Origin of the sequence: Streptomyces sp. NPDC018947 (assembly GCF_044390505.1) — a bacterium.
Taxonomy (GTDB): domain Bacteria; phylum Actinomycetota; class Actinomycetes; order Streptomycetales; family Streptomycetaceae; genus Streptomyces.
This window is the reverse complement of sequence record NZ_JBIRZD010000002.1, coordinates 657,705-673,488: the sequence shown is the minus strand read 5'-3', so window position 1 is coordinate 673,488 and position 15,784 is coordinate 657,705. Positions and strand designations below refer to the sequence as shown.

The 15,784-nt window shown below is 74.6% G+C and carries 20 protein-coding genes; 10 read left to right on the top strand and 10 right to left on the bottom strand.

The features are described from left to right. Positions 1 to 46: 46 nt before the first annotated feature. Complete coding sequence (locus tag ACH499_RS07705; RefSeq protein WP_356203590.1) at positions 47 to 274, bottom strand: DUF397 domain-containing protein; 228 nt, start codon at positions 272 to 274, stop codon at positions 47 to 49. Positions 275 to 452: 178 nt separating this feature from the next. Here ACH499_RS07705 and ACH499_RS07700 point away from each other — a divergent pair, with 178 nt between their 5' ends. The 4 genes from ACH499_RS07700 to ACH499_RS07685 all read left to right on the top strand — a co-directional run bounded on the left by ACH499_RS07700 (position 453) and on the right by ACH499_RS07685 (position 2,556). After that, complete coding sequence (locus tag ACH499_RS07700) at positions 453 to 1,034, top strand: ATP-binding protein (protein WP_399014268.1); 582 nt, start codon at positions 453 to 455, stop codon at positions 1,032 to 1,034. Positions 1,035 to 1,062: 28 nt separating this feature from the next. Then, positions 1,063 to 1,611, top strand: coding sequence for a hypothetical protein (locus ACH499_RS07695; RefSeq protein WP_399014267.1), 549 nt, complete (start codon positions 1,063 to 1,065; stop codon positions 1,609 to 1,611). A gap of 270 nt (positions 1,612 to 1,881) precedes the next feature. Continuing rightward, on the top strand, positions 1,882 to 2,145 hold the full coding sequence (locus ACH499_RS07690; protein WP_356203584.1) for a DUF5133 domain-containing protein: 264 nt from the start codon (positions 1,882 to 1,884) through the stop codon (positions 2,143 to 2,145). A 195-nt stretch (positions 2,146 to 2,340) separates the two neighbouring features. Beyond that, positions 2,341 to 2,556, top strand: coding sequence for a hypothetical protein (locus ACH499_RS07685; protein ID WP_399014266.1), 216 nt, complete (start codon positions 2,341 to 2,343; stop codon positions 2,554 to 2,556). A gap of 4 nt (positions 2,557 to 2,560) precedes the next feature. On the opposite strand, the gene tgmB is transcribed toward ACH499_RS07685, so the two are convergent. The 3 genes from tgmB to ACH499_RS07670 all read right to left on the bottom strand — a co-directional run bounded on the left by tgmB (position 2,561) and on the right by ACH499_RS07670 (position 4,180). Further along, on the bottom strand, positions 2,561 to 3,547 hold the full coding sequence (gene tgmB, locus ACH499_RS07680; RefSeq protein ID WP_356203580.1) for an ATP-grasp ribosomal peptide maturase: 987 nt from the start codon (positions 3,545 to 3,547) through the stop codon (positions 2,561 to 2,563). A 16-nt stretch (positions 3,548 to 3,563) separates the two neighbouring features. Further along, positions 3,564 to 3,755, bottom strand: coding sequence for a putative ATP-grasp-modified RiPP (tgmA, locus tag ACH499_RS07675; protein ID WP_003978169.1), 192 nt, complete (start codon positions 3,753 to 3,755; stop codon positions 3,564 to 3,566). 119 nt (positions 3,756 to 3,874) lie between these two features. Further along, a complete protein-coding gene (locus ACH499_RS07670) occupies positions 3,875 to 4,180 on the bottom strand; it encodes a YkvA family protein (protein WP_356203578.1) in 306 nt (101 codons plus the stop codon). A gap of 207 nt (positions 4,181 to 4,387) precedes the next feature. On the opposite strand from ACH499_RS07670, the gene ACH499_RS07665 reads away from it, so the two are divergent. After that, positions 4,388 to 5,671 (top strand): hypothetical protein, encoded by a 1,284-nt coding sequence (locus ACH499_RS07665; protein WP_399014265.1) that lies wholly within the window; start codon positions 4,388 to 4,390, stop codon positions 5,669 to 5,671. A 70-nt stretch (positions 5,672 to 5,741) separates the two neighbouring features. Here ACH499_RS07665 and ACH499_RS07660 read toward each other — a convergent pair whose 3' ends face one another. From ACH499_RS07660 to ACH499_RS07645, 4 genes are all read right to left on the bottom strand, one after another. Continuing rightward, the gene (locus ACH499_RS07660) at positions 5,742 to 7,871 is read right to left on the bottom strand and encodes a xanthine dehydrogenase family protein molybdopterin-binding subunit (protein ID WP_399014264.1); all 2,130 of its coding nucleotides are present in this window, start codon (positions 7,869 to 7,871) and stop codon (positions 5,742 to 5,744) included. A gap of 25 nt (positions 7,872 to 7,896) precedes the next feature. After that, positions 7,897 to 8,889 carry an FAD binding domain-containing protein gene (locus tag ACH499_RS07655; RefSeq protein ID WP_399014263.1) on the bottom strand — a complete coding sequence of 331 codons (993 nt, stop codon included), beginning with the start codon at positions 8,887 to 8,889 and terminating at the stop codon, positions 7,897 to 7,899. Then, positions 8,886 to 9,452, bottom strand: coding sequence for a 2Fe-2S iron-sulfur cluster-binding protein (locus tag ACH499_RS07650; RefSeq protein ID WP_356203570.1), 567 nt, complete (start codon positions 9,450 to 9,452; stop codon positions 8,886 to 8,888). The genes ACH499_RS07655 and ACH499_RS07650 overlap by 4 nt, the downstream gene beginning before the upstream one ends. A gap of 266 nt (positions 9,453 to 9,718) precedes the next feature. Further along, on the bottom strand, positions 9,719 to 10,888 hold the full coding sequence (locus ACH499_RS07645; protein WP_399014262.1) for a hypothetical protein: 1,170 nt from the start codon (positions 10,886 to 10,888) through the stop codon (positions 9,719 to 9,721). 191 nt (positions 10,889 to 11,079) lie between these two features. On the opposite strand from ACH499_RS07645, the gene ACH499_RS07640 reads away from it, so the two are divergent. Next, positions 11,080 to 11,874 (top strand): SDR family NAD(P)-dependent oxidoreductase, encoded by a 795-nt coding sequence (locus ACH499_RS07640; protein ID WP_399014261.1) that lies wholly within the window; start codon positions 11,080 to 11,082, stop codon positions 11,872 to 11,874. A 16-nt stretch (positions 11,875 to 11,890) separates the two neighbouring features. Here the strand turns inward: ACH499_RS07640 and ACH499_RS07635 are convergent, their stop codons facing one another. Next, positions 11,891 to 12,211: a hypothetical protein gene (locus ACH499_RS07635; RefSeq protein ID WP_399014260.1), complete on the bottom strand. Its 321-nt coding sequence runs from the start codon at positions 12,209 to 12,211 to the stop codon at positions 11,891 to 11,893. Between the two features lie 37 nt (positions 12,212 to 12,248). Beyond that, complete coding sequence (locus ACH499_RS07630) at positions 12,249 to 13,304, bottom strand: YihY/virulence factor BrkB family protein (protein WP_356203563.1); 1,056 nt, start codon at positions 13,302 to 13,304, stop codon at positions 12,249 to 12,251. Positions 13,305 to 13,492: 188 nt separating this feature from the next. Between ACH499_RS07630 and ACH499_RS07625 the strand changes: the two genes are divergently transcribed. The 4 genes from ACH499_RS07625 to ACH499_RS07610 are packed head-to-tail and all read left to right on the top strand — an operon-like array spanning position 13,493 to position 15,658. Further along, a complete protein-coding gene (locus ACH499_RS07625) occupies positions 13,493 to 13,891 on the top strand; it encodes a hypothetical protein (RefSeq protein WP_356203561.1) in 399 nt (132 codons plus the stop codon). Beyond that, positions 13,888 to 14,673: a hypothetical protein gene (locus tag ACH499_RS07620; protein WP_399014259.1), complete on the top strand. Its 786-nt coding sequence runs from the start codon at positions 13,888 to 13,890 to the stop codon at positions 14,671 to 14,673. The genes ACH499_RS07625 and ACH499_RS07620 overlap by 4 nt, the downstream gene beginning before the upstream one ends. A gap of 41 nt (positions 14,674 to 14,714) precedes the next feature. Further along, positions 14,715 to 15,239, top strand: a complete 525-nt coding sequence (locus tag ACH499_RS07615; RefSeq protein ID WP_399014258.1) for a roadblock/LC7 domain-containing protein — start codon at positions 14,715 to 14,717, stop codon at positions 15,237 to 15,239. A 44-nt stretch (positions 15,240 to 15,283) separates the two neighbouring features. Beyond that, entirely contained in the window at positions 15,284 to 15,658 is a 375-nt protein-coding gene (locus ACH499_RS07610; protein ID WP_356203556.1) for a hypothetical protein, read from the top strand. The last annotated feature ends 126 nt before the right edge of the window (positions 15,659 to 15,784 follow it).

Here is a 15,784-nt window from a genome sequence, read left to right as displayed (position 1 = left end):
GTAGTGCGCCTCCGCTTCACCACCGGCGGGTCCCCGCGGCCGCGGGTCACAGCAGGTGGTCGAACTCGCCCTCCTTCGCGCCGGCCAGGAATGCGGCGACCTCGGCCGGGGTGTAGACGAGCGCGGGGCCGTCGGGGTCGCGGGAGTTGCGCAGTGCGATGCCTCCGTCCACGAGGGCGACCTCGACGCAGTTGCCCTCCGCGTTGCTGTGCCGGCTCTTCTTCCAGCAGGCGTCCAACGAGCTGGCCCGCACTCCGTTGCGCACTGATGGCACCGCAGTCTCCTTGCCGTTCGGGGGAGCGGACCGCGTCACGTAGGCCCCGTGCGCTCCCGGCCGATTTTTTCGCGCAATTTCTCGTGCAATTGCACGCGAGCGCTGTCTGCGTGGATAATAGCCGTGGCGTCAACCCCTCGGCGGGCGCCCGGTCCTGACGTCGCATCAGGGAGTTTCCGTGTCGCCGTCATCTGCGCAACGAACACTCCGGACACCCGGCGAGATCGTGCCGGAGACGGGAGCGGCGAGCCGGTCGGGCGCGCTCCCGGGCAGGGCGCGGCAGGTCGTCCGCCCTGCCGAGTGGCCGGTCCCCGTCACCGCGGCGACGCCGTGCTCGCCGCTCGCCCGGCCCGCGCCGGAGGTGCTGCGCGTCACCTGCAGCCGGGAGGGCTTCGCCCGGGCCCGGCGCTTCACACGGGAGACGCTGCACCGGTGGTCCCTCGACCACCACGGTGACGACGCGGCCCTCGTGGTCACCGAACTCGCCGCCAACGCCGAGGCGCACGTGTCCGCGACCCCCACGGACGGCGAGCCGGAGATCCGACTGGGGCTCGCCCTGGAGCCCGGGCGCCTGATGCTCAGCGTCTCCGACCCCGGGGACGGCGCCCCCGTCCCCACCCCGTCCGACGACCGGGACCTGCTGGAGCACGGGCGCGGACTGCGCATCGTCGACGCCCTGGCCGAGGACTGGGGCTGGACCCCGAGGACCCCGACGGGCAAGACCGTCTGGGCGACGCTGTCGACCCGCCCCCTCACCTGACCCGACTGCCGCGGAAGGGCCCCACACCATGCGCAGCGCTCCGACCCCACGACCGAGCATCCCGCGCACCGACCGACCCGCGTCGGGTGCGGCCGGTTCGCACCGCACCGCACCCCTCGCCGGGCTGGACCGCGTGCCCTGGGGTGAGATCCGCGACTCCAGCGGTTCCGCCGCGGCCATCCCCCGCCTGCTCGACAAGGTCGCCCGGGGCGACGCCGAGACCGCCCGCGCCGCCCTCGGTGACCTGCGCAGGCGGATCTGCCAGTACGGCTTCGTCGTCGACCAGGCCACCGCCGCCACCGTCCCCTTCCTCTGGGAGCTGGCGCAGCGTCCCCACGTGAACTGCCGCGCGCAGATCATCCGCTTGCTCAAGAGCATCGCCGACGCCCGGCAGTGGGAGAGCACGGCCACCGTCTACCCGAAGCTGCTCAACCACCGGGAGAACCCCGTGGTCTGGGAGCGCGCCGCACGCCAGGCCGTGCGCGCCCGGCGGGACGAGCTGAAGCGGCTGCTCGACGAGGACGACAGCGAGATCGCGCGGGCCACCACGGAGCTGGCCCGCACCCTCGGCGACTGAGGATCCGCACCCTCCGAGACCGAGGCCCGCGCCCTCCGCGGGGGAGAAGGCGCGGGCCTCCCACCCGCCGTACGGAACGCAGGCGACTGCCGTCGCCGCATGGACGATCCGCCCCCTTTCCACCCTGTTGCCTCTCTGCCTGAAGTGGCAGTCGGACAGGATCGGACAGGAAGCGCACGAATTCCGTCAATTGCGAGTAGGGGTACGCATGGGGTGAATGGTTTGTGTCGGTCCGGGCATACGCAGCGAAAATCGAGAGAGGGGCGCTTCGTGCTCGAACCGGACCCGAAGGTCGTCAGGGAGTTGCTGACGCGCTACGCGTCGCTGCGGATCGCTCAGGCGGAGAGGGAGTGCTCCGCGGCGGCGCGCGAGCTGGCGGACGTCAGCTACACGCTGTGCGTGATGATGGCGACCACCGGCATCCACGACGCGGTCGCCAAGGCGGACGCGCTGCTGCTCGCCAAGGGGCGGACACCGGAACCCACCCGGGCGGGGGACCCGGACGGGGAGAGCGACCTGTCGCTGGCCGTCTGACACCGCGGTACCGGGGCCCGTCCCGCGGACCGGGCCGGAACACCGAGCCCGTCCGCGGGACGGGCCCCGCGCACGCGCGGACCTGAGCAGCCGTCACCTCGTGGGGGGAAAGCGCGACCGTCACCCGGGCGGACGCCTAGACTGCTCAGTCGTGTCTCCGTACGGAGACGGACGAGACGAAAGGCGCGTTGACGGGTGTTCCAGGATTCCCCCATCTACGACCGACTCGTCGCCGAATGCGGCGACGTCCCCACGCAGGTGCGCCGGGAGGCCGAGCGCGTGAACAGGGAGCTGGAGGTCGTCATGCGCCCCCTGCACGCGCCCGGCCATCTGCCCGGCAGCGAGCGCACCCCGTCCCCCGGTGCCGGCTGGCAGCGCACCGCCCTGCTGCCCGGCCCGCGCCCGCACTGACGCGTCACCCGGCGAAGACGGGATCCGCGCCGTCCCCGGCCGGCGGCTCGGCGCCGGCGGGACGGGCGAGCCACTCGGCGATGGCGCGGGCGATCGGCTGGCCCGTGTCCACCTCCACGAAACCGAACTGCCCCGACTGGTTGCACTCCAGGAACCACCAGGTGCCGTCCCCGTCCTCGGCGAAGTCGAAGGCCCCGTACGCCAGTCGCGCCGCGCGCAGATAGGCGAGGACGGCCTCGGCCACACGCGCCGGCACGTCGGCGGGCCGCCAGGGTCCGCCGGACGGGACGAACCGGACGTCCACCTCCTCGGGGTCCACGTCCGCGAGGGCCGTCTTGCGGGCGGCGATCAGCCGGTCGCCCACCACGGTCAGCCGGACGTCGGCGCGCTTGGCGATCCGGCGTTGCAGCAGCGTGGGGCCGTGCGCGACGGCGGAGAAGTCCGTCTCGGGCGGCACCCGGCTGGTCGGCACCGCCAGCGGCGGATCCTGCGGATGCGCTCCGGAGACCGGCTTGACCACCAGATCGGGATGGCGCTCGGCGAACTCGCGGGCCGCTCGCGGGAACGTGGTGATCAGCGTGGCCGGCACGGGCAGCCCGCACTGCTGGGCCAGCCGGAGCTGCCAGGGCTTGTGACGGGCCCGGTGGGCCGCGTCGGGCTGGTTCATCCAGCGCGCGCCGCAGCCGCGCAGCATCCCGTAGAGCGCCTGCGCGGACTCCTCGGTCAGCCACGCCGACGGCTCGGCGGCCCGTGCCGCCGCACTGCCCGGCCTGCGCACCCACACGGACCGCAGCCCGCCGATGCTCACCAGACGGCCTCCCGCGGACAGATGCCCGCGGAAGGCGCCGTGCGCGAACTCGCCGGACAGGGAGACGCTCCGGGTCAGATCGGCGGGGTCCAGACGGACCACCGGCACTCCCGACGCGTTGAGGTGCACGACCACCATGTCGGCGGTGACGTCCTCTTCACAGGTCAGGATCAGCACGGTCATTCTCGGCGGCCCGCGTTCAGTCGTCGAAGTGAGTCTTCGACCCCGCCGTGGAGGTCGTGGTCCCCAGTTCTCTCAGCAGCGCGTGATCGCAGGCCGCCACCCTCCCGTCGAGAAGCACGTTCAACTGCAGCCCGGAGTCGTAGACGTACGGAGTGGTGGCTTCCAACTCCACCGCCGGCCGTGCGTAGTTGAGCGCGAACGGTTGCATCGTCTCTCCCTGGTCGGTGCTGCGCCGATCAAGCGATGGTTCCTGTGCGCCGTCGCCTGGTCCGCCGACTTCCTTCGGCTTCCAGAGACTTATACGAATCGAACGGGTGAATGGTTTCCTTACGCAGCGTAGTCACGGGGCGGGCGCGTGCCCCGTTCGCGCGCGCCCAGGGAGCCCCGCGCCGAACGCAGCGCGAGGAGCAGCACGCCGATGTCGTCCAGGTACACCGGGTCGGGCACGAGGTCCGCCGGCAGCACGAAGTAGAGGACGGCGCCCCAGAACACCCACCGGGGACCGCTGGGCAGCCCGGCCCTCCTGAGGTCCCGTCGGGTGCGGACCAGCCGCACCAGGACGACGACGGCCACGCAGAGGGCGACCGCCGCGAGCGCCGCCGCCGCCACGATCACCGCTGTGGTCGTATCCACCCCGCCCCTCCTCGTGGTGCGCGGCACATGACTGCCTGTCGTATTCCCCCTCGGGGCGCCGGCAAGGCCGGGGACCGGGCCTCTCATCCTCATGGCCCACACCGGGTGGCCCCGCACGGCGGACGCGTTTAGTAATGGGCACCACACAAGGCGTGTCGCACGTCGGGGACACAGGGCGGCCGCACTTCCCCCTTCGACGGAGAGAGCATGACCACCGGACCTTCCTCACCCCGCTCGCCCGAGGACGCCGTATCCACCATGGATCCGCCCGCCGGGGAGACGACCGCGGGGACCGGCACGCACACCGTCGGTCCGCGCCCGGACCGGTCCGACGAGGACCTGTTCGACGAGGACCTCTTCACCGGCCCGGACCTCGACGGGAACCTCGGCACCGGCGAGGACCGCCGCCCCGACGGGACCGCCGAGTACGCCGCCCCGGAAGCCGCCGCCCCCGTGGAGGTGCCCTGGCCGCACGGCGACCCGGTCGGCGACCTGGTGCGTGCCGCCGTGGCCGACCGGCCGCTGGAAGAGGTCGCCGACCTCATCACGATGCTGGAGCAGTCACCGCGGTACGCCTGGGCCACCGGCGACGCGCTGCGCGCGGCCGGCGTGCGGCGGCCGGTGGAGGACGTCGCCCGGCTGGCCGCCCTGCTGACCCGCCCGCCGCGCCATCCCGACAGCGCGGACGAGGCGATCCGCGCGGCGGTGGAGTACCGCTCGGTGGAGGACGTGACCCGCCTGATGGCCCTCCTGCACCGCACGCCCCTGGAGCCGCACTGCGGCCGGGCCGCGGTACGGGCCGCCGCCGTCGGCCGGCCCGTGGAGGAGCTGGTCGAACTGATCGGCCGGCTCGCCGAGGACGAGCGGGAGTACTACGAGCTTCCGGCGCCGCCGCCGTACGCCCCGGCGCGGACGTACGCGGCCGAGGCGGCGGGGGCGGTCGGCGACCCCGGGACGCCCGCCGCGGCCGACCGCCGTGAACGGCGCCGTCCGGCGCCGACCCTGTGGCGTTCCTGGAGCCGGGGGCGCGGGCCGCGCGACGGCGATCCCGCGGCGCGGTGGGCCGTCGGCCTCGCGATGTGGCCGACGTGGCTGACCGTCGCCACCCTCGCCGGCTGCGGCGTGGCCTACTTCCCGCTGCACCGGGACGGCACCTCCGCGGGCGCCTACGCGGTCGCGCTCGGGCTGTCGGCGCTCTGCCTGGTCGTCGCCCTGCTGCTCACCCTGCGCGCCGCCGTACCGGTGCTCGCCGCGGCCGTCGTGGCACCGGCGGCGCTGGCCGCGGCCAGGCTCTACGGCACCGCCACCCCGTCGTCGGGAGTCTCCGGGACCGTCGGCCTCACCCTGGCACCCGCCTGGGCCGCCGTCGGTGCCGCCGTGCTCGCGTCACTGGTCGCGCTGACGGCCCTGTGCGTACGGGTCGCCGCGCGGGAGCCCGCCGGGCCCCGGCCCGCCCGCCCGGTGGCCCTCGTGCGCCGCGTCGTGGACTGACCGCCGGACGCACGCGACGACGCTGACAGGTCCGCGCCGCACGTCCGGCGCGGACCTCGCCGTGACGGTGTCACGTCCCCAGCATGCCCGCGGGGTGCTCGTGTTCGAGCAGACCGGTCAGCACCCGGTCCGGGGTGAGGGGGAGTTCCCGGAAGCGGATGCCGGTGGCGTGGTGGACGGCGTTGCCTACGGCCGCCGCCGAACCGACGATGCCGATCTCGCCGATCCCCTTGCTGCCCATGGGGTTGAGGTGGGGGTCGTCCTCGTCCACCCAGTACGCCTCCAGGGACGGGACGTCGGCGTGCGCGGGCACGTGGTACGACGCGAGGTCGGACTCGGGGAAGTCGCCGAACGCCGGGTCCACCGTGCTGTCCTCGGTCAGCGCCATGCCCAGCCCCATCGTCATGCCGCCGATGAACTGGGAGCGCGCGGTGCGGGCGTTGAGGATGCGCCCCGCGGCGAAGACACCCAGCATCCGCGTCACCCGCACCTCCCCGGTCACCGTGTCGACGGTGACCTCGGCGAAGTGCGCCCCGAAGGCGTGCCGCGCGTACGGACTCTCGGCGTCCGCGGTGCCGGAGGTGTCGGCCTCGGCCACGAGGCCCTCGGCGGGCACCGAGCCGGCGCGCTCGGTCAGCCGGCCGGCCAGCTCCGTGCACGCGTCGTGCACGGCCCAGCCCCAGGACGCGGTGCCCGACGAGCCGCCCGCCATCGGGGCGAACCCGAAGTCGCTGTCGGCGATCTCGATGCGGATCCGGTCCAGCGGGACGCCGAGCGCGTCCGCCGCGATCTGCGCGCACACCGTCCGGGCGCCCGTGCCGATGTCGGTCGCGTTCACCCGTACCAGGAAGCCGCCGTCGGGCAGGGTCCGGGCCGAGGCGCGGCAGGGCATCGCCATGACCGGATACGTGGCGGCGGCCACCCCGCTGCCCACCAGCAGCGGCCCGGCCTCGCGGGAGCGGGGGCGCGGATCGCGTGAGGCCCAGCCGAAGCGCCGCGCGCCCTCCCGCAGGCACTCCACGAGGTGCCTGCTGCTGAAGGGCTTGCCGCTGTCCGGCTCGGTCTCCGGTTCGTTGCGGATCCGCAACTCCACCGGGTCGACGCCGAGTTCGACGGCGAGTTCGTCCACCGCGGATTCCAGCGCGTACATGCCGGGACACTCGCCCGGGGCCCGCATCCAGGACGGCGTGGGCACGTCCAGCGCCACCACGCGGTGCAGGCTGCGCAGGGCGGGAGCGGCGTACATGACCCGCGCGGGGACCGCGGCCTGCTCCACGAACTCCTTGACCCGCGACGTGGACGTCGTCACCTCGTGCGCGACCGACGTGAACCGTCCGTCGGCGTCGGCGCCGAGGCGCAGCCGGTGCAGCGTCGGCGCGCGGTGGCCGACGACGGTGGGCAGGTAGCGGCGCGGCAGGGCGACGGTCACGGGCCGGCCCGTGTGCAGCGCCGCCATCACGGCCAGGACCACGTCGGGACGGGGCGTGCCCTTGGACCCGAACCCGCCGCCCACGTGCTCGGCGAGGACCGTGATCCGGTCCTCGGTCAGCCCGAACAGCCGGGCGAGTTCCCGCCGTACGGCGGTGCCGCCCTGGCTGGAGCCGTGCACGGTCAGCCGCTCCCCGTCCCACACCGCTGTGCTGCTGTGCGGCTCCATGGGGTGGTTGTGCAGCGGCGGCACCCGGTACTCGACGTCGACGCGGGCCGCCGACGAGGCGAAGGCGCCGTCGGGGTCGCCGTGCCCGGCGGCGGCCGGGAAGCCGCCGTTGGCCGTCTCGGGGACGTAGGCGCCGGGGTGGGAGGCGGTGAGCGTCACGTCGTGGCTCTCCGCCTCGTAGGTGACGCGGACCGCGGCGGCGCCCGCCCGGGCCGCCTCCAGCGTCTCGGCCACCACCAGGCCCACGAACCAGCCCCGGTGCGGCACGCGAGGGCTCTGGAGCAGGGCGAGCGTCGGATCGTCCGGCTTTCCGAGCCGGGGCGCGTTCTCGTGGGTGAGCACCGCGAGGACGCCGGGCAGCGCCAGCGCGGACGCGGCGTCCACGCCGGTCACCCGGCCGCGGGCGACCGCTGCGGGCACGGGCCAGGCCTGGACGCGGCCGGGGAAGTGGTACTCGGCGGCGTACCGGGCGGTGCCGGTGACCTTCTCCCGCCCTTCCCGGCGCTCGACGGGAGCGCCCAGCACGGTCTCGGTGCCGGTCATGGAGTCCTCCTCGTGGACGCCGGTCTCAGATCGCGGCCGGGGGAGCGAGCCGGCCCAGTACGTCGAGGGCCAGCCGGCGGGCCAGCGGCACCTTGTAGGCGTTGTCCCGCAGGGGCTCGGCGGCGGCCAGCTCCAGATCGACGGCGTGCTCGAACGCCGCCTCGGTGGGCGCCGCTCCGCGCAGCGCCTCCTCCGCCCGGCGGGCCCGCCAGGGGCGATGCGCGAGCGCGCCGAACGCGATGCCGGCCCGTTCCACCACCCCGTCCGCCAGGTGCAGCACCACGGCGACGGAGGCCAGCGCGAAGGCGTACGACGCCCGGTCCCGGGCCTTGCGGTAGGCCGACGGCAGTCCGGCGGTGGCGGCCGGCAGGACCACGCCGGTGATCAGCTCACCGGGGCCGATCTCGGTGTCCCGCTCGGGATGCTCGCCGGGCAGCCGGTGGAACTCGGCGGCGGGCACGCTGCGGGCGCCCTCCGCGCCGTACAGCTCGACCCGCGCGTCCAGGGCGGCCAGGGCCACCGCCATGTCCGAGGGGTGCGTGGCGATGCACCGCTCGGAGTGGCCGAGCACGGCGTGGTCGCGGTGCACGCCCTGGAGCGCGCCGCAGCCGGTGCCGGGCTCGCGCTTGTTGCAGGGCTTGGTCACGTCCTGGAAGTACGGGCAGCGGGTGCGCTGGAGCAGGTTGCCGCCGGTGGTCGCGGCGTTGCGGAGCTGTCCCGAGGCGCCCGCGAGCAGGGCCTGGGACAGCGCCGGCCAGCGGTCGCGTACGGCGGGGTGGGCGGCGAGGTCGCTGTTGCGCACCGTCGCCCCCACCCGCAGCGAACCGTCGGGCAGCTCCTCGACCGCGTCCAGCGGGAGCCGGGTGACGTCCACGAGTGCGGCGGGCGTCTCCACGCCGAGCTTCATCAGGTCGACCAGGTTGGTGCCGCCGCCGAGGTAGCGGGCGCCGAGGTGGGCGGCGAACGCGTCGGCGGCCTCCTCGACGCTGCCGGCCCGTACGTAGGCGAAGGGCTTCACGGGATCACGTCCTCGACCGCCTCGGCGATGCGCGGATAGGCCCCGCACCGGCACAGGTTGCCGCTGAGCCGCTCGCGGATCTCCTCGCGGCCCAGCGGCACCGGCCGGCCGGAGGGCGTCGCCGGGTCGGTGACCTGCGAGGGGTGCCCGGCCTCGGCCTCGGCGAGCGCGCCGACCGCGGAGCAGATCTGGCCGGGGGTGCAGTACCCGCACTGGAAGGCGTCGCGCTCCAGGAAGGCGCGCTGCATGGGGTGCAGCTCCTCGCCGTCCCCGGCGAGGCCCTCGACGGTCGTGACCTCGCAGCCGTCCAGGGCGACGGCCAGTTGCAGGCAGCTGTTGACGCGCCGGCCGTCCACCAGGACCGTGCAGGAGCCGCACTGCCCGTGGTCGCAGCCCTTCTTGGCGCCCGTGAGGCCGAGATCCTCGCGCAGCAGGTCCAGCAGGACCCGGCGGTGGTCGACGGTGAGGGTGTGGGGCTTGCCGTTGACCCGCAGGGTGGTGTCCGAGCGCGGGGGGCCGGACGAGTGGGAAGCGGGCGCGGCACCGCGGTGCTGGCTGTCCATGGCGTCGATGACCTTCCGGGACGGGCCGTGGTGATGTCCAGACCGCGTATCCAGGTTGGCGACGCTGACACATGGGGCCCTCCGGGGGACGCGGGGGACCACCGCGGTTCCGGGGCCTGCGCGGGGCCCGCCGTCTGCCGGGTCCCGGCGAGCCGTGCGCCCCGCCCCCGCCCGCACGGCGGCTGCCCGGCCGAGGGCGCGCGGGACCAAGGGACCGGTCGGCCGACCGGGCCTCTCAGCCGCCGGGCCCGGGCGGCGGGGTGCCGTCAGTCGCCGGGGTCCTTCGGCGGGGTGTCCTGCGAGCCTTCGGGCCCCGGACCGTCACCGGTGCCGGGGGACGGCGAGGGACGGGACGCCTTGCCGGGGAGGCGGAAGCGCTCCAGGGTGCGGCCGAGCTGGCGCAGCGGGGAGACGGCGGGCCCGTCGGACGGCGGCAGGCGGCCCGGCGCAGCCTCCGCGGACTCCCGGTACGCGGCCAGTGCCTCGGCCGCCCGTTCGGCCGCCTCCCGGTACAGGTCGCGGGACTGCGTCATGGCCTCCAGCGCCTCGGCGTACATGGCCACCAGCTTGCGCTCGCGGGCCAGTTCCTCCTCCAGCGTCAGCAGCCGCCAGTCCTCCCGCAGCGCCGTGAGCGCCTCCTCGGCGCCGTCCACGAGGGGTCTGGGCAGCTCGGCGAAGGCCGTCACCGCCGCGACCAGCTCGGTGGGCTCGGTGCCGTCGAGGAAGACGGTGCGGACGGAGAAGTCCTCGGCGTCGTAGCCGGCCGGGGCCGGGGTGCCGGGCAGGACCACCGCGCCGCCGCGCGGCACCTGGACGCCGAAGTCCTCCAGCGCCCAGTTCACGACCCGCAACTGCTGCGGCGCGGCGCGGTGTTCGACCACGCGGTGGCGCAGTCCCGGCGGCATCCGGTCGGCGAGCGGCACCCGGCCCCGGTGGTCGGGGGTCATCGCCTCGTGCACGACGACGTGGATGTTCCAGGCGCCGCGCCCCGCGTCCTTCAGCAGCCGCCGTACGGCCTTGTCGTCGTCCGGCAGGGTGTTGAGCCCGCGCAGCCGCAGGCCGGTGGCGATGTCGCGGTCCCAGGTGACGTCGGGGTCGTCGGGCCAGAACATGGTGGCGGGCGACGGCCACGCCGGGTCCCAGGCCTCCTCGGCCTCCGCGAGCAGCGTCCACTCCTGTCCGCCCGCCGAGGCGGGCGCCAGCGTCAGCCGGGCGCGCACGGTGACGGTACCGCCCGCCTTCCAGCGCGCCTCGAAGATCCGCGTGCCCACGGGCGGATCCTCGGACAGTTCCGCGAAGTCGTCGAGGACGTCGCTGTCCTTGAGCCGTCGCAGGGTGCGCCGGACGGTGTCCTCCGCGCCCGTTCCGACGTGGCGGCCGCGAGCCGGCCACACCGTGGGCGGAGTCGTGGGGCGGGCGGTGGGTGAGGTCGGCATGAGTCCATCTGTGAGACGGGGGCACGGTGGAAGGCCAGTATCGTCGCCCGGGATCACCGGAGGTCACCCGGGGTCCGCCGACCGGGCGGGCGCCGGGCGGGCGCGGCCGGGTCTGCCGGGGCGGGGGTGGTACGTGGGCGAGGGTGGGCAGGAGGGACGGCGAAGACCGCACGACGACAAGGAGCGACCCGATGAATATCGACCTCGGCGGACGGACGGCTCTGGTGACGGGCTCCTCGCAGGGCATCGGGGCGGCGATCGCCGTCGGGCTGGCGCGGGCCGGCGCCAGCGTGGGCGTCAACGGACGTGACGCCGCACGCCTGGAGGAGACCCTGGACGAACTGCGGGCCGAGGTGCCGGAGGGCGACTTCGTCGCCGTCGCCGCCGACCTCGGCACCGCGGAGGGCGCGGAACGGGCCCTGGAGACACTGCCCGACGCCGACATCCTGGTGAACAACCTCGGCATCTTCGGCGCCGCGCCCGCACTGGAGATCAGCGACGACGAGTGGCGCCGCTACTTCGAGATCAACGTCCTCGCGGGCGTCAGGCTGACGCGGGCGCTTCTCCCTCGAATGAGGGACAGGGGCTGGGGGCGTGTGCTGTACATCGCCAGTGACTCGGCCGTCGTCATCCCCGCCGAGATGATCCACTACGGGATGTCCAAGACGGCGCTGCTCGCGGTGAGCCGGGGCTTCGCCAAGGAAGCGGCGGGCAGCGGCGTCACGGTGAACTCGGTCATCGCCGGGCCCACCCGTACGAAGGGCGTCGAGGAGTTCGTCTACCAGCTCGTCGACCGCGACCTTCCCTGGGACGAGGCGCAGCGCGTCTTCATGCGCGAGCACCGCCCGCAGTCCCTGCTCCAGCGGCTGATCGAACCCGAGGAGATCGCCAACCTCGTTGTCTACCTCAGCTCCGAACAGGCGTCCGCGACGACCGGCGCGGCCGTGCGCGTCGACGGCGGGTACGTCGACTCGATCCTGCCGTAGGCGGCGGCCGGTCCGCCTACCGCTTCTCGCTCCTCCGGGCCGGCCGGGGCTCGCGTCCGCCGACGACGTCGGTGACGCCGGACTCGTCGGCGGTGTCGTCGCCGGGCCGGGGCGTGGACCGGCCGCCGGGCTGTCCGCCGCCCGTGCTGCCGTAGCCGCCCGGTACGCCGGGCACGCTGTCGGCGTCGGCCTGTGCACGGCTGATGTGCCGGGTGGCGCGCACGCCCGCGCGCCGCTCGGGGTACCGGTAGTCGAAGGGGCGGGCCGCGGCACGTTCCTCCTCGGACCGCTCGGTCCGTGCCTCGTCCCGCGGGTTCGGGTTCTTGCGTTCGGTCATGGCGTCCCGCGTACCCCTGCGGGGCGGAGCCATGTGGTCACTCGTCCGGTGACTGGGCGCGCCGCCGGTCCGCGTCGTCCCAGGCCCGCGTGTCGCGCGGTTCGACGTAGGGCTCGTCCTCGGGCGGGTGGCCGCCGTCGATGACGCGCTGGCGGGCCAGTTCGGCGTCGAACTCCAGGCCCAGCAGGATCGCCAGGTTCGTCACCCACAGCCAGACCAGGAAGATGATGACGCCCGCCAGCGTGCCGTACGTCTTGTTGTACGAGCCGAAGTTCGCCACGTAGACGGCGAACCCGGCGGAGGCCGCCAGCCAGATCAGCAGGGCGACGAGACTGCCCGGCGTGATCCACTTGAAGCCGCGCAGGCGGGCGTTCGGGGTGGCCCAGTACAGAACCGCGATCATGATCGTGACCAGCAGCACCAGGACCGGCCACTTGGCGTAGGTCCACACCGTCATGGCGGTGTCGCCGACGCCGAGCGCGGTGCCCGCCTGCCGGGCCAGGCTGCCGGTGAACACGACGATGAGCGCGCTGACCACGGCGAGGACCAGCAGCACCACGGTCAGGGCCACCCGCAGCGGCAGCACCTTCCACACCGGCCGTCCCTCGGGCACGTCGTAGACGGCGTTGGCCGAGCGGATGAACGCGGCCACGTAGCCGGACGCCGACCAGACGGCGCCGAGCAGGCCCACCACCGCCAGCGCGGAGCCGAGTCCGGCCTTGGCCTGCAACTGCTCGACCGCGTTGGTGAGCACGTCGCGCGCCGAACCGGGCGCGATCTTGCGGATGTTGTCCAGGACCTCCTGGGTGGCGGAGCTCCCGGCGATCCCCAGCAGGGAGACCAGCACCAGCAGGGCGGGGAACAGCGACAGGATCCCGTAGTAGGTCAGGGCGGCGGCGCGGTCGGTGAGCTCGTCGTCCTTGAATTCGGACAGCACGCGCCGCAGCAGCGCGGACCACGAGCGTTTGGGGAGCGCGGTGGGGGAGTCGGGGGCGGCCCGCTCGGTGGAGGCGTCCGGTCCGTAGTCGCGGGGTTCCTCCGGTTCCCGGTCCGGTGTGCGGCTGTCGTCGTGGGAAGGGGGCTGTTCGGCCATGCCGCCCCGGGTAGCCCGCCGCGGCGCGATCACGCCTGCGGGGTCGCGCGGACCCCCGAAACGCCGCAGTATGCCGCAGCGGGCGCACGTTCCTCTGGAAAATGCCAAAGCCCTCACCGCACGCGTGCACCTTCCGTAGTGTCTGCGTCACGTTCGCGGTACAGCCGTGCGTGGGGAGGGGATCCGGCGTGCCCGGAATCGACGAGAGTCTGCTGGAAGCCGTGCGGCTGCCCGGCGCGCGGGGCGCGTCGCTGGTCGACTGGATCAGCGGTCTCGCGCTCGGCGCGGTGGGCGACGCCCCCGGCGGCGACGCGGAGGCGACGGCGGCGGAGACCGCGGAGTTCGCCCGCCAGGTCGCGGAGAGCGGCTGTCTCGCCCCGGCGGGCGAGACCGCGCCGGCGGCCAAGGAACCGCCGGTCGAGGACCTGATCGTCACGACGGCGGACTCCTACCACCTGCTCCGGTTCGTCAGCACCCCCTTCGACAGCACCGTCTTCCTCCACCTCTGGCTGGACCGCGGCGACGGGAACCTCGCGCTGGCCCGCATCCGGCTGGCCGAGATAGCCGACCGCCTGGTGCTCGGATGACCGCGGCGACCGCGGCCTGGGCCGCCCGAAGGACCACCTCACAGGCCCTGCGCGCCCTCGCCGCCGAGGGCGCGACCGGCGCCCTGTCGGGCGAGCGCGGCATCGTCTACCTCTGCGCGGGCCGCGTCGTGCACGTCGAGTCGGCCTCGGCCCCCGACCTCGGCGCGCTGCTCACCCGCAGCGGCGCCGTCCCGCCGGACGGATGGTGGGAGGCGGTCGACCGGGGCGGCACCCAGCACCGGGTCGGGCACCGGCTGGTCGACAGCGGCCGGCTCGCCGCCGGTGCCCTGGAGGTGTGCCACCTGGGCGCGCTCTTCGACGCCGCCTACTTCGTCCTCGCCCACGACACGCGCGCCCACCGCTTCCGGCCCGGCGCCGTGCACTGGCTCGGCGCGGTGCGTTCCGTGCCCGTGGACACCGTCGTACGGGAGTCCCGGCGCCGCCGCGCCCTGCTGGAGAGCATCTGGCCGGACCCCGACATCGACGTCGTACCGATCGCGCGGGTGCCCGGCGCCGGCGCCGGCGACCTGCCGGCCCGGCGCCGCCGCATCCTGGACCGGGTCGACGGCGTCCGCACCGCCGCGGACATCGCCGCGTCCCTCGCCTGCCGCACGTACCACACCCTCGTCGAACTGCGCCGTCTGGCCGCCGACGGACTCGTCGCCGCCGCCCCGCGCACCACCGCGCCGGTCCCGGCGGGACAGCAGGAGTACCCGGTGGCCTGGACCGACCCGGACACGGCACTGCTGCGGCGGCTCCGAGACGCCCTGGAGGCCCTGTGATCCGCGCGCGTCGCCGGCGTGCCGAAAGGAGACTGCTCATCATGGCCGTCGAGAGCGACGTCCTGGAGGAACTGCACCGCCTGCGCACCCGCGTGCCCCAGCTCACCGGATCGCTCGCGGCCACCGTCGACGGTCTCGTCCTCGCCCACGACGCGCCGGGCACCGAACCCGAGGGCCTGGCCGCGCTCACCGCCGCCGCACTCGGCGTCGCCCACCGCATGGCCGAGGCCACCGCACGCGGCGGCTTCCGCGAACTGCTGCTGCGCGGCGCCGACGGCTACGTCGCCACCTACGCGGCCGGACCGGCCGCCGTCCTCACCCTGCTCGCCGACGGCCGCGTCAACGTGGGCCGGCTGCACCTGGAGGGCCGGCGCACCGGCGCCCGCATAGCGGAGCTGGTCGCCGCCCACATCGGCCGCGCCGGTGACGGACCGCTGGCGGGCGAGCACGGCACCACGGCGCCCGCCGACCCGGCGCGGCCGATCGGCACCCTGCCGGTGCGCACCCCGCAACGGCCCGCACACTCATCGCAACCCCAGGCCGGCGGCCATCGCCGGCCCACCTGACCTCCGTCAGGTGTCCACCGATCCGTACGGAAGGAAACCCACGCATGGCCAACCTGGAGACCGCGCTCAAGGAATGCCTCAGCGCCATCGACGGAGCGACCGCCGCCGCGCTGGTCGACTACACCAGCGGCATGGCGCTCGGCACCGTGGGAGGGAGCAAGGACTTCAACCTGGAGGTCGCCGCCGCCGGCAACACGGACGTGGTGCGGGCCAAGCTGCGCACGATGGAACTGCTCGGCATCAAGGAGGAGATCGAGGACATCCTGATCAGCCTCAGCACCCAGTACCACCTGATCCGCCTGCTCAAGGGGCGCGGCGGCAACGGCCTGTTCCTCTACCTGGTGCTCGACGCCAACCGCGCCAACCTGGCGATGGCCCGCCACCAGCTGCGCCGGATCGAGGGCGAGCTGGAGGTCTGAGACCCCACGGCGTGGGGGGGGGGGGGCCGGGGGGGGGGGCCCCCCCCCCCCCCCCCCCAATTTTTTGCGGGGGGGGGGCCCGGAGGGGGAACCGCCCCCCCCCCCCACAAAAATTCAACCCACCCC

Bases quoted from the DNA above. Each gene is read 5' to 3' on its own strand.
- tgmA (WP_003978169.1), bottom strand. From the start codon at position 3,755: ATGCAACCGTTCGCGCTCAACTACGCACGGCCGGCGGTGGAGTTGGAA.
- ACH499_RS07660 (WP_399014264.1), bottom strand. From the start codon at position 7,871: ATGACCGGCACCGAGACCGTGCTGGGCGCTCCCGTCGAGCGCCGGGAA.
- ACH499_RS07630 (WP_356203563.1), bottom strand. From the start codon at position 13,304: ATGGCCGAACAGCCCCCTTCCCACGACGACAGCCGCACACCGGACCGG.
- ACH499_RS07645 (WP_399014262.1), bottom strand. From the start codon at position 10,888: ATGCCGACCTCACCCACCGCCCGCCCCACGACTCCGCCCACGGTGTGG.
- ACH499_RS07640 (WP_399014261.1), top strand. From the start codon at position 11,080: ATGAATATCGACCTCGGCGGACGGACGGCTCTGGTGACGGGCTCCTCG.
- ACH499_RS07665 (WP_399014265.1), top strand. From the start codon at position 4,388: ATGACCACCGGACCTTCCTCACCCCGCTCGCCCGAGGACGCCGTATCC.
- ACH499_RS07610 (WP_356203556.1), top strand. From the start codon at position 15,284: ATGGCCAACCTGGAGACCGCGCTCAAGGAATGCCTCAGCGCCATCGAC.
- ACH499_RS07635 (WP_399014260.1), bottom strand. From the start codon at position 12,211: ATGACCGAACGCAAGAACCCGAACCCGCGGGACGAGGCACGGACCGAG.
- ACH499_RS07650 (WP_356203570.1), bottom strand. From the start codon at position 9,452: ATGGACAGCCAGCACCGCGGTGCCGCGCCCGCTTCCCACTCGTCCGGC.
- ACH499_RS07695 (WP_399014267.1), top strand. From the start codon at position 1,063: ATGCGCAGCGCTCCGACCCCACGACCGAGCATCCCGCGCACCGACCGA.
- ACH499_RS07620 (WP_399014259.1), top strand. From the start codon at position 13,888: ATGACCGCGGCGACCGCGGCCTGGGCCGCCCGAAGGACCACCTCACAG.
- ACH499_RS07615 (WP_399014258.1), top strand. From the start codon at position 14,715: ATGGCCGTCGAGAGCGACGTCCTGGAGGAACTGCACCGCCTGCGCACC.
- tgmB (WP_356203580.1), bottom strand. From the start codon at position 3,547: ATGACCGTGCTGATCCTGACCTGTGAAGAGGACGTCACCGCCGACATG.